Genomic DNA, 12,444 nt, shown 5'->3' with positions numbered 1-12,444 from the left:
GTTCTTTCTGTACTTATCGGGGGTGAGGTTGAGCATCATGGAATTCGCTCCGGCCATGAAACCCCTGTTCCTTCCTTCTACAGGCGCGAGAGTTTCCAGCGCCGTTGTTGAAACGATTTTTCCCATAGGGTCAGCTATCCTCAGCAGGGCGATGGTTTTCAGTATCTTATCAAGAGGCGGAGACAGCGTTCCCGCAAAAGGCGTTTGGGGATGCGGAATAAAAGGGCCGAAAGTGTACATTTCCGGCCCCAGTTTTACGGCGGCAAGAATATCCTTAACCGTATCCTCATCAGTCTGGCCGGGGAAACCTACGAGGCCTCCTGTCAGGACAAGAAAACCCATCTTTTTCGCTTCTTCAATTTCTTTCATGCGCCGTTCCAGAGAATCCCCGGGATGGATTTTTGAATAAATATTTTCGTTTGAAGTCTCAAAGCGTATGAGTACGCCCCGGGCCCCCGCGTCATAGAATTTTTTCAAGCCGGCTTTGCCCACTTCCCCCACGCTTATGAAGATGAGGACATCATTTTCACCGCGTATTTTTTTAATGAGTTTTGCAATACGGCCGGCGTCCCATTCAGGGTCTTCTCCGCTTTGAAGAACCAGCGCTTTGAAACCGTAAGTGTCAATAGACAGCTTAACGGTCTCAAGAATTTCTTTCTCAGTCATCCTATAGCGGGGGAGGGATATATTGTCTTTTCGTATGCCGCAGTAAAGGCAATTGTTCGCGCAGTAGTTTGAAAATTCAATGATCCCGTGCACGCAGCAGGCATTCTTGTGATATTTCTGGCGTATGAAATTCGCCACCTTATATAAGTATTCCTTATCTCCCTCATCTTCCAGTGAGAAGAGATGCAGATATTCTTCAAATTTGATTTTTCTTCCTTCCAGCGCCGCATCCAGTATTATCCGGGTTTTTTTTGATGCGTCGCTCTTTCCCTCAAGTTTTGAAAGTCTCAGATCCACTTTCCGGAGTTTAAAAAATGTTTCTTTCCAGAATTCCAGTATTTCCCGGGCTTCTTTTTCGGGAACGACATTTATGACGAAACCGCCCTGCGCGTATATATAGTCGCCGGATTTCACTTTCACAAAATCGTTGTGCGCATACCGTTTCTCGCCGAAGTAGTCTATTATGACTTTTTTGCCTTGAAAGCCTGTTATTTTACCCGGGATCGCGTAGCACATAATATCCGCTATTCAAAAGTAGATGTCGCGTTCTCCATTTTTGATTTTTGTATAGTCGTCCATAAATTTTTTAAATATCTTCGGTTTCTGCGTTTTTATCTCTTCAATTTCTTTTTTTATTATTTTTTCACCTTTTTTCTTTGTTCCAGGAGAAGCGTAATCGTCCAGCCATTCTCTGAAGGTAAGGACAGCGTTTATTTTACAGAACCATTTTTCCTCGCCTTTCTTCAGGAGGTTCATTATACATTTGCCGGTCCTGCCGCAGCGGTATCCCGCCGTGCAGAAAGAAGTTATATAGCCCATTTCAGCGAATTCGCCTATGACTTCATCAAGGCTTCGTGTATCTCCTAGAATAAATTGCTGTCTTTCTCCTTCCTGTTCGCTGCATCTCTCACTATAGGCGCCTATGCCTATCTTTGTCGAAGCATCGGTTTGAGTTACACCGAGTTTCAGGCATTCTCTCCTCATCTGCGCCGTTTCCCGCGCCGTGATTATCATACCGCAGTAGGGTACTGAAAGCCGGATTACGGCAATCAGTTTTTTGAAGTCCCCGTCGGAAACTTTGTATTTGGACTGCCTGTTGAAAGGAGTGTTAGCCGCCGGTTCCAGCCTGGGGAATGAAATTGTATGAGGCCCTATCCCGAAATGTTTTTCCAGGTCTATTGTGTGATATAAAAGTCCCATGACCTCGAATTTCCAGTCATAAAGACCGAAAAGAGCGCCTATCGCGACATCGTCAATTCCTGCTTTCTGTGCTCTGTGAAGAGCGTAGAGCCGCCATCTGTAATCGGATTTTGTGCCTGAAGGATGAACTTTTTTATAAGTTTCATGGTGGTATGTTTCCTGAAAAACCTGATAGGTGCCGATGCCGCACTCTTTCAGCTTTTTAAGTTTTTCAATATCCATGGGCGCTGAGTTCACATTCACTCTGCGTATTGCTCCGTGCCGGACTTTTGTGCTGTAGATGGTGTTTATAGTGTCGGTCATATAATTTATGTCAGAAGAGGGATGTTCGCCGTAGACAACGATGATCCTCCTGTGGCCGGTGGATATCAGGGCTTTGGTTTCTTCCTCGGTTTCTTTCAGTGTGAGCTGTCTGCGTTTTTGATCATTATTACTCTTCCTGAAAGAACAGTATAAACAGTCGTTCACGCAGTGGTTGCTGAGATAAAGCGGGGCGAAGGTGACGATCCTGTTGTCATAGACTTTTTTCTTGATTTTTTCTGCGGCATCGAACATTTCTTCGAGAAGGGCGTCATCTTCAACATTGAGAAGCTCAGCGGTTTCTTCCGGTTCCAGCCGCTTGATAGAGAGAGATTTTTGTATGATGCCGCGGATTTTCCGCTTCTCCGGTTTTATATGCTTTTTGAGCAGTTTTTTAATATCTGCATCGTTTATAAAGTCACAGCCGTTTGTCAAAAAAGGGGTGATTTCTTCTTCGCGGATTACATTTTTAAACCAGGATGAGTTTTTAGATATGGGCATTTTCTTATTTACATTATCCGGTAGCGTGCACTTTCATTATCAAACTATTACTTTAATGTTTGAAATTGTCAACCTGAGATACGAGAAACCGGAGTTGTAAATTTTTCTTGATCAGGCTGGTGAGTTCCTTTCCATCGCATCAGTCTATACATCAGCATTGTAAGGATAAGAAGTAAATTCCATTCATCAAAGCCGGGGAAATCAGGAGAGGTTATGCAGGGACTATCCGGGAATTTTCCAGCCGGCAGATTTCGTTGACCCCCGCATATTTCAGGTGGTCTAATTCCTGCGAAACCATGATGAATGATTTTGTGTTATTCCTCAGGTAATCAAGAACTGTTTTTGTCTTGTCTTCATCAAGGTCGTTTGTGGGTTCATCAAGCAGAAGGAGTTCCGGTTTCATTGAAATAACGGAGGCAAGGGCCGTGAGCCTTTTTTCGCCGCCCGAAAGATGGAAGGTTATTCTGTCCTCAAAACCGTCGAGGCCGAGGATTTTGCAGGTTTCTTTGACGGTCTCCGCCGCTTCTTCCGCCTTTTTTCCAAGATTCAGCGGGCCAAACGCTATTTCCTCTCTCACGGTGGGGCAGAAGAGCTGATCATCCGGGTTCTGGAAAAGATAACCGATTCTTCTTCTTACTTCCGCGAAATCTTTTTCTGTATTACGGAGTTTGGCGAATATTTCTATCTGCCCTGACTGTGGCCTCAGCAGTCCCATGATAAGGCGCAGAAGCGTTGTCTTGCCTGAACCGTTGCGCCCGAAGAATCCGAGTCTGCAGCCTTGGCTGTATTCGAAGTTGAGTTTGCTGAAGACCGGTCTTCCGTCGGGATAGCTGAATTTGAGGTTCTTTATTTTTATCATCTAAAGCATCGCGGTAAATACGCTTTTTTCAAACATCAGTATGAAGACGGTAATTGACAGCATCGCGGCGAGAAAAAAATAATCCTTTTTTTCTGTTTTGAAATGGTTGAGTACCGGAAACCTGCCGCAAAAGCCGCGGCAGAGCATCGCCTCATACATTTTCTGTGAGTGTTCATAACTCTTTACAAGAAGCATACCTATCAGCCAGCCGTATGTCTTATAGGTGCGCAGGCTGTTAAGAGGAGTGAAAGCTCTTGCTTTAACGGCGTCGTAAAGGGCGTGGTAATCCCTGTGAAGAACAGTTATATATCTGTAGCAGAAAAAAAACAGGAGCGAAAGTTTTTCGTTCATCCCCAGATGATGCAGCGCGTGAGTCAGTTTAAAAAGAGGGACAGTTCCTATCAGAGCTATGGTCGAAAGAAAGATCGCGTTTGCTTTTAATGTGATGATCAAAGCATAGAAAACACCTTCTTTTGTGGCGCACAGCGGCCCGGCGGAGAAGAGTTCTCTGCCCGGCACGGCAAAAGGCATTATCAGCCATAGCAGCAGGATAAAAAGATTTACGACGTAAAGGCGGCTGATGAGGGCGCTGAAATTTAATCTTGAAAGGCCGACCAGGAATATCCCGGCCATCAAAGCGAGTGCCGGCGTGTTCAGATTTTTTGAAACGGCGACCGTCACAATGAACGGGAGCAGTCCGAGAATCTTTACGCGCGGGTCAAGGGAATGAATAAAAGATTTCCCCTCGGCAAAAGGTTCAAGATGCATTTTTTTTAATTATTTTCCGGCATTTGACAAACATTGCTATTCCCGATATGCCGAAGATGCAGCCGATGCCCGCAAGAATGTCCCGCACTGCCGGTTTCTCCGCCCGGGCTCCATTTTTAACGGGTTTATCCGTATCTCCTGCCGCCTCTTCTTCTGAAAGAATGTATTCATTTCTGTGCCCCATGCTTGCGTTGAGGACTATACGAATTGCCGATTTCTGCGGTAAATCGAATACAAACTCGCCGAGGTTGTCGCTTGTGCCGCTGAGAAGAAGCTCTCCGGTTTTATGGCCGTATACTTTTATCTCAGAGTTTACGACTGCTTTGCCGTCATTGAAATAGCTTTCGGTGTAAACTCTGCCGTTTTCGGCGTAGGCGAATATATTTACTTTATGCGCGCAAACATTATACGAAAGCAGGATCAGGAAAACGGCAGTTCCCGAAAAATGTTTAATTATCTTCACTATATCCTCCTATCTAAGAGTTCCGGTTTGACCTTTTGCAGAAATCCAAGCGCCAGCGCGGTTATGAGTCCTTCTATGAGTATAACCGGCAGGTGAACGGCGGCCAGAAGTTTCACAAGCGGCAGGAACGCTTTTCCGCTTGTCAATAATGAGACAGCGACAAGAAAACAGGCGCCTAAAACCCCCGCTGCACCGCCTATAAACCCGGCGAACATTGTGATCCGGCGGTTGTTTTTTGAAACAAAAATGCTGAATAGCCAGAAACTGACGAGCGCGGGAAAGGCCATGTTGAACGTGTTGACTCCCAGGGAAGTAAAGCCCCCGAACTGGAAAAAAACCGCCTGAAGAGTTAATGCCGTGAGAATCGCGGGAAATGCCGCCCATCCCAGCAGGATTCCCGTGAGGCCGTTGAGTATAAGATGAGTGCTTGAGGGTCCTACGGGAACATGAATTAACGAAGCAACGAAAAAAGCGGATGTAAGAACAGCTACCTGCGGCACTTTCTCATATTCCAGTTTTCTCAATCCGGCGGTTACGCAGCAGATGCTGAGAACTCCGCCTGCTATGAGAACAGGCGCGGAAAGGACGCCTTCAGATATATGCATTATTTCATGTCGTGGGTTTTTATCCACAAAACAGCGCCTAGTTCAATTGATTTTTCAACGCCTTCATGTTTCATTTTTTTCGAGTCTTCATTGAGCGCGGCGAAACCCCACCAGCCGGCTTTCGGCATAGCGTATGTAAATACGCCGTTAGCATCGGCTTTAGTTAGCTGCGTGATCCTAGGGTCCGCGGGCCACTTTATCTCCACTCTCCCATTATAATATTCCACCTCTATTTCCGCAAACGGTACAGCCTTGCCGTCGACTTTCACTATTCCCTGAAACACATTTCCCGTCCAGAGCCCATAGGGCCTTGTAAGCGGCACTATTTCCGTCTTCAGCCCTATTTCTTCGTCCCATCCCTGTTCTAAGCCGAGAGCGTTTACAATGACTTTTGTATAGTGAATGATAAAACAGTCTTCGGAAGGTTCCCAGTAGGGCCTGGGCTCCGCATAGAATATGTGGTCGCCGGGCTGTCTCACCGCATAATCGGTTTCCCATATGGAGAATCCGTTTACCTTTTTTTCCTTCAGAGTTGAGAGAAGGTCTTTTGTCTTTCCCCTGGACATGACGCCGAACTTTAACGGTTTTTCCATGTTCATGTAGGCGCCTTCCATGGGGTGTATAAACTGCACCCGGAGGGAAATGGCTTTTTTATCCGACTTTGTAACCATGTCGTCGGAGGGGATGACCATGCCGAAATGAGCGTAGGCATTAATGCAAATCAACGTTGAACAAAGCATAGCAATAATTGGTTTTTTCATAATTTCTCCTTCTTATTCTTTCCCGCCTTTACAAGGTGGCGGGCTTTTCCTCTAAATCAAACATTTTTTCTCAGGACTCTTTTATTTATTCTGCTTCGCCTTGCAGGCTACGCAGAATCTGATATGGGTTTAATACCCAGTAGCTTGTTGCGGGGAGCTTCATTAAAAACTTATTACAGTCTGCAGCGCAACCGAATTATTGTTCACACTCGGAGTTTCACCGGTTATCAGATACTCGCCGCGTATGGAGACCGATTCGGTCATATCATAGCCTACGGTTATCGTTGTCCTTTCTATTTTACTGCCCCCGTCAGATTTCCATTCTCCGAGACGCAGCGCACCATAAGTTTTTTCATATATTTTCATGAGCGCCTGAACATAGAATCCGCTGTGCTTATTTTCTCCCGTTGCCGGAAGGTCTTCTTTTCCTGAGAGGTATTCCCCTTTTAATTCAAGTCCGCCGGCGTAGAAACGGACATCTGCCCCGGTTCTCTGCCACAGTTTTTTGCTGTCATCATCAAGGTAGGGCCCCTGCGCAAAAGAAAATCCGAGTTCCAGCTGTTTTGCCGGAGAGACGCCTATTCTGCCGCCGTAAGTTTTTGAATTATTATTGTCCGCTGTCTGGTTTACGGGAGCGCTGCTTGTGTCGACGCCCATACCGTTAACCGCGAAAAGATTGTAATTCAAGATGGAAGTTTCACCGTGAAGATTTATCCCGGTGTCGCCCCAGCCCCCGTCCATCATAAGTTCAGTTGTAATAGGAGGGCTTATGAGCTTTCTGTCGCAGGCTGCAAATGTATGACAGTCAATTCCGAACGGTATGTCTATGAGTCCTGCCTGCAGACCGAGTTTTTCTTTTATAATACTGAAATCAACAAGCGTCTGACCGAGAGCGGCCTCCCCGTCTTCCACGACAACGGCTCCCTCAAAGGACACCTGATCACTGATTGCGGTTTCAAAGTCAATTTCAAAGGCTCCCATTTGAAATGAACTGTTTTCGCTCTGCCCATCGCGATAAAGAATGTCGGCAAAACCGCTGATCAGGCTTTCCGCCCCGGCGCCTGAGGCATTTATAAGTAACGCCGATGATACCAAAAACAAAGTTACCTGATTCGCAACCTGTTTTTTCATAATAACCTCCTTTAAAAGTGCTACGATTTATAGAATAGTAACACTTTTAAAAAATTTGTCAAGGGGGGAGTTCAGATTTCTTTTCCGGTCGTGGCGGCAGTCAGAGAGGAATGTTTGACGCCCTTTACGGATTTTAGTTTATCCGCAAGACTTTTTATTTTTTGAGGCGCTCCTTTTACAATTATTATTTCAAAGCAGTTATTGTGATCCAGATGGATATGCTGTGAGGAAATAATGAGCCCGTGCGTGTCATGCTGTATATCAATAAGTTTGCTGATAAGTTTTTTTTTGTGATGGTCATAGACAAGAGTTATCGCGGCCACGACAGTTTTCCCCTTGATCCATTCGCTTTTGACAAGTTCTTTCCTTATAAGGTCCGCGATCGCTTTTGAGCGGGCCGGACAATTCTGTTTTTTTATGTGAAGGTCAAACTTTGACAGAAGTTCTTTTTCAAGCGAAACGCCGAATCTTGTAAGCTTATCCATTGATGACAATTTAACAAGTTGAGTGGTTTTGTGTCAAGCTTTTTGTGACAAAAGGGCGGAAATAAGATAAAATGCGTAAGGGAATAAATGAAAAAAATTCTTATCCTTTTTTGTTTTGCCGCAGGCGTCTGTGTGTCTTCCCGCGCGATGACGGTGAGCGAAGATTTCGCGACAGCCGCCCATAAGGATTCCATAGGCACAAACGCCGACTGGGACACAGGCGACGGCGTTCTAAGGCTTCCCTCAACGCGGAGCAAACTTTTTGAGAACGAGAGTTCCGATGACATGATACCCGTCAACAGGGAGGCGGGCTGGAGATTCAGAGTTGCCGTCCCCGGAGCCATAATAGGCCTCGGCAGGTATCTGCCCTCGAGCGATCTGGAAACCTACACGCTCAATCTATGGTCTGACGCGGGTGGCTGCCTCGCCACGGCTCTTGTTTCGGGCGCCACCGGCTGGGCCTGGGCGGAGATAGAACCGGTGCAGCTTTCAACTTCGTCATTTTACAGAGTGTCTGTCGTGGTTTTATCCGGCGCCGTGTTTTCTCTGCCTGCGCCGTATGAAAATGACTATATCAAACTCAGCTCCGCCTGCGTTTCCTCGGGGACTGACGGTTTCCCGGACATTTCAACCGGCGTTATCACCGGTGTGCCGGATATCCTCTTCAGGACGGACTATCAGACACACGCTTACGGTAGATCCAACGGCTATGATTCGGGCACGGGCCGCGCGAGATATCTGTCTTATTCTGTAAACCATGAGCTCAGCTCGGGAACGATCAATTATGAGTTCAGTTTTTCAACAAACTCGGTTATATGGTTCGGCTGGCTGACAAATATAGGCGATTATGTTTCCCACAGGTACGTCCGCTGGAGAGCGGAATTAATTTCGCCTGACCCGTCCAAGACGCCCGAGTTGTCGCTTATCACCATCAACAGCAATTCTTTTCCGGAACCGGCGGTTCCGGCGTCGCCGAGCGCTGAATTCCACATAAATTACACCACTCCGACCCTGTTCTGGAACGAGGCATATGACCCCGACAGCGAAGATATCCTTTACCGTCTGCAGCTGGCTGACAACAGCGCGTTTGTCTCGCCGCTCATAGACAGTTCCGGTATTGACGCTCTTTCTTTGCCGTCATCCGGTCTTTCCCAGAAGACCTGGTTCTGGAGGCTGAAGGCGAGGGACGGTTATAGCGATGAATCTGAATGGTCGGAAACCTTCACATTTTTTGTTGATCTTTCTCTTCCGCTGCAAATAGGGGATCTGGACGCTATTACAGGATCCGCCAACGGAGAGATCCAATTGCTGTGGATGAGCCCTTCCGATCCCCCGTTTGACAATCTCGCGGGCTATGAGGTTTTTTACGCCAGTTTCAGTTTTACCGCAGCGTCAATCGCTTCGGTGAATTCAATGCCAGGGCCGTCCCCGCAATCGCCGGGGAATCTTGAAAATTTTACAATTTCCGGACTCCAGAATAACGCGGAATATTTTTTCGCCGTCCGTTCGCGCGACACAGCCGGCAACATCTCACCGGTGTCAAATTTCGCTTCGGCCCTGACAAACGCTTCGCCGTCAGTTACTGTGGTCGCCCCATCTGAAGGAGACACCGTATCGGGAAACAGCGATATCGTCTGGCAGGTCTCGGATCCCAATTCGGGAGACGCGTTTCACGATATACGGATCTTTTTATCCAATGACGGCGGGATAACTTATACGCTCCTTCATGAACTTTCCGATGTGTCGGTGGACCGCTGGACATGGAACAGCGCTTTATCGGGCAACGGCGCATTCTTCCGGCTTAAAATAAGTGCCTCTGACAGCGGCGGATTATCCGGAACAAGCGCGGAAACAGGAGATTTCAGCATAAACAATAACGATAATGCCCCGACGGCCAGCGTCAAAAATCCGCAGGCGGGAAATATTGAGACAGGGCTGATGCTCATAGAATGGGATTTTGAAGACATCAATTTCTATGACAGGGTTTATTTCAATCTCTTTATTTCAACAGGGCCCGCCGCTGCCCCGCAGCTTCTCGTGGAAAAACTTTATTTCGGAGAAGGTTTAAGGAAGGGGGCCACGTCATATATTCTGGACACGAGCCTTTATTCTGACGGCGGTGATTATGAGATAATGGTGGAAGTGTCGGACGGCCTTATGGCGGGTTCTTCCGTTTCGGGGAAATTCAGCGTCTGGAATGTCAATCATTCCCCGCTGCCTTTTTCTCTGCTGTCTCCGGAGGATTCCGGAGAGGTCTCCATGCTCACGCCCAAATTTGTATGGCAGGGCAACGGTGATCCCGACCTTTTGAGCGGTGACTCGGTCAATTATCGCTTTCTCGTCTATTCCTCCACTTTTCCGGAGACTGTTCTATTGGAGGTTTTCCCGGTTTCCACAAATACCTACGCAATCAATGCCACTTCCGTTCTTTCGGATTTCACCACTTATTTCTGGAGAGTGAACGCGGAAGATTCTCAGGGAGGGGAGAGGATGAGCGGTGAGACATTTTCTTTTTATGTGAAGTGGTCTCAAGTAATATGCGGGCGTTTGAGCGTTCAATCTCCGGATCTTCCCCCGAACACTTATATTGATGCGGCGGAGGTGAGCGATTCCCTCACCTCCCTGGCTGATGAGGCGGCGTCAGTCTCGCCCATTATGACAATCCCCGGAGGGTCGAGCTATAAGATCGAATTGAAGAATTCTTTGAACGGAGCCGTCGCGGACGCGTCCGCTTATACCTTCAATCTGGTTTTTGACTATGACGGCCTTGATGTTGTCGCGCCTTCAACAACAAAATTATTTGTTCTTGATGAGGCGAACGGAAAATGGACCGTCGTGAACGATCAGCAGATAGATACGCAGAACAGACAGGTGACGGCAACGGTGCGCGATCTGTCTTATTTCAGGGTTCTCAATTATGCCGCGCCGGCTTCTGTCTCCGGCGATGTGAAAAATTACCCGAACCCCTTCAATCCCCTGATTGAAAATACGGAAATAGAATGCGTTTTAACTGAAGATTCCGTGCTGGAATTTGAGATCTACAGCCCGTTCGGAGAGCTTGTTAAAAAATTCAGCGCTTCGGGGGCGGGGACTCCGACGGGAACGACGAATATCATCACATGGGACGGAAGAAACGGCAAGGGCTCGGTTGTGGCAAACGGCGTATATATCCTGAATCTTACTGTTCATCCATCTTCCGGAGGCGAGCATCGCCGCCGCAGGCTGATAGGAGTGCTTAAATGACTGCGCGGATATTCGTCTTCTGTATAGCGGTGGGCTTTGCCTCGGCCGCCGGAGCTTATTATTCCGGAGACGCATCCGGAGGCAGGCCGGGAGATTATCTTCTTGTCCTCTCCGGCGATGCCGCGCAGGCCGCCAGGGGCGGCAGCGGCTCGGCGCTCAGAGGGAATCTCGCGGGCGTGTATCTTAACCCCGCATCACTCTGTGATCTGGCAAGAGATGAGTTATCCTTTTTTTACAGGCCCATGTATGACGGCGGAAATTATTATTTTATCGGTGGCGGGCATAAATTCGGGCCCGTTACCTTCCTTCCGAAATCTTCCTATATGGGCGTTTCATTCGCCGGGGTGGAATCGGCGATGGCTGAAAAAACATCTCTTCTGAGAGAGAGCCTGGGAAGTTTCGCCGCTAAAGAACAAGCTTTTATTTTTTCATTCGCCTACCCGGTGAAAGATAAGCTCGCGGCCGGAACGAATATCAAACTGCTGTCGCAGAGTATGGACAGTTACCGCGCCAGCTCCGTCGGCGCGGACCTGGGAATTATATCTTCCTGGAAATATGCTGATGTGTCTTTCTGTGTTCAAAATTTCATCAGCCCCTCATTGAAATTAAAAGATAGCGCTGATGATTATTCCCGCGGACTGATCTTCGGCGCGGCGGGAGAATTGCCCGGAGGAAAAATAAAGCCTTCCCTTGACCTCATCCGTCCCGGCGCCGGCTCCGGCACGCTGTGGAAGGCGGGCTGCTCTTATATGATCTCGCCGATTTTCGCGCTGAACGCGGGATTGAACTATAAGGAATTGAGCGCGGGTTTTACCGTTATCACTGAGCGCTGTTCAGCGGATTACGCTTTTGTGTTCCATGAGCTCGGAATCAAACACATGTTAAGCGTAAAGTTTTACTTTGACACGGACGCGGCCGAAGAGGCCAAATTGTATTACAGCAGCCGTAAGGAACTTGAACGCCGAGGCGATGAACTCCGGAAAGCGAAACAGACATATGACAAACTGACAAATACGGCCATAGAATATTTCCTGAACGACAAATATGAACTGGCCCGTGCGGAATTCAGAGAGATCGCCATGATAGAATCCGATACCAAGGAGGATCTGGAAACGCTCTTTAACATTGAGATGAAGATTGAAGAAAAAGCCCAGAAACAGAAGAGCAGGGATTTGTTCACGGCCGCGCGGGAGCAGCTGCGTAAATCCGACTTTGACACTTGTCTGAAAACCGTGGATGAGATCCTGAATTTAGATCCGGCGAATAAGAACGCCGCGCTTTTGCAGTGCAGATGCCTTGCGTATAAGGCGCTCAACAAGGGAGAGTATTTGGAGGCGAAGAAGTTTTTAGAGGACGCTTTGAAGCTGTCGCCGGCCGATATGGGTGTTTTAAAGTTACTGCAGCGGCTCAGAAAATTTCTGGGCGATCACGGCACCGGGGAAGATCCGAAATAAAGGAGATA

At 47.7% G+C, this 12,444-nt stretch carries 11 protein-coding genes; 2 read left to right on the top strand and 9 right to left on the bottom strand.

Annotation, left to right across the window (positions count from 1 at the left end; translation table 11 throughout):
• The 9 genes from hydE to nikR all read right to left on the bottom strand — a co-directional run.
• The coding region (gene hydE, locus FP827_00405; protein MBA3051548.1) for a [FeFe] hydrogenase H-cluster radical SAM maturase HydE at window positions 1-1,182 on the bottom strand (1,182 nt) is incomplete at its 3' end.
• A 12-nt stretch (window positions 1,183-1,194) separates the two neighbouring features.
• The gene (hydG, locus tag FP827_00400; GenBank protein ID MBA3051547.1) at window positions 1,195-2,667 is read right to left on the bottom strand and encodes a [FeFe] hydrogenase H-cluster radical SAM maturase HydG; all 1,473 of its coding nucleotides are present in this window, start codon (window positions 2,665-2,667) and stop codon (window positions 1,195-1,197) included.
• Between the two features lie 211 nt (window positions 2,668-2,878).
• Window positions 2,879-3,526, bottom strand: coding sequence for an ABC transporter ATP-binding protein (locus tag FP827_00395; GenBank protein ID MBA3051546.1), 648 nt, complete (start codon window positions 3,524-3,526; stop codon window positions 2,879-2,881).
• On the bottom strand, window positions 3,527-4,294 hold the full coding sequence (gene cbiQ / locus FP827_00390; GenBank protein MBA3051545.1) for a cobalt ECF transporter T component CbiQ: 768 nt from the start codon (window positions 4,292-4,294) through the stop codon (window positions 3,527-3,529).
• Window positions 4,284-4,757 carry a hypothetical protein gene (locus FP827_00385; protein ID MBA3051544.1) on the bottom strand — a complete coding sequence of 158 codons (474 nt, stop codon included), beginning with the start codon at window positions 4,755-4,757 and terminating at the stop codon, window positions 4,284-4,286. Before FP827_00385 ends, cbiQ begins: the two co-directional genes overlap by 11 nt.
• The gene (cbiM, locus tag FP827_00380; protein MBA3051543.1) at window positions 4,757-5,362 is read right to left on the bottom strand and encodes a cobalt transporter CbiM; all 606 of its coding nucleotides are present in this window, start codon (window positions 5,360-5,362) and stop codon (window positions 4,757-4,759) included. The genes FP827_00385 and cbiM overlap by 1 nt, the downstream gene beginning before the upstream one ends.
• Window positions 5,362-6,123 (bottom strand): DUF4198 domain-containing protein, encoded by a 762-nt coding sequence (locus FP827_00375; GenBank protein MBA3051542.1) that lies wholly within the window; start codon window positions 6,121-6,123, stop codon window positions 5,362-5,364. Before FP827_00375 ends, cbiM begins: the two co-directional genes overlap by 1 nt.
• Window positions 6,124-6,285: 162 nt before the next feature.
• Entirely contained in the window at window positions 6,286-7,254 is a 969-nt protein-coding gene (locus FP827_00370) for a hypothetical protein (GenBank protein MBA3051541.1), read from the bottom strand.
• Window positions 7,255-7,325: 71 nt separating this feature from the next.
• Window positions 7,326-7,739 (bottom strand): nickel-responsive transcriptional regulator NikR, encoded by a 414-nt coding sequence (gene nikR, locus FP827_00365; protein MBA3051540.1) that lies wholly within the window; start codon window positions 7,737-7,739, stop codon window positions 7,326-7,328.
• Between the two features lie 87 nt (window positions 7,740-7,826).
• Here nikR and FP827_00360 point away from each other — a divergent pair, with 87 nt between their 5' ends.
• Both FP827_00360 and FP827_00355 read left to right on the top strand, forming a co-directional pair.
• Window positions 7,827-10,982 (top strand): DUF4082 domain-containing protein, encoded by a 3,156-nt coding sequence (locus tag FP827_00360; GenBank protein ID MBA3051539.1) that lies wholly within the window; start codon window positions 7,827-7,829, stop codon window positions 10,980-10,982.
• A complete protein-coding gene (locus tag FP827_00355; protein MBA3051538.1) occupies window positions 10,979-12,436 on the top strand; it encodes a hypothetical protein in 1,458 nt (485 codons plus the stop codon). The genes FP827_00360 and FP827_00355 overlap by 4 nt, the downstream gene beginning before the upstream one ends.
• Window positions 12,437-12,444 lie beyond the last annotated feature (8 nt).

The organism is Candidatus Omnitrophota bacterium (assembly GCA_013791745.1).
GTDB lineage: Bacteria > CG03 > CG03 > CG03 > CG03 > CG03.
This window is presented reverse-complemented; position numbering and strand designations above follow the sequence as displayed.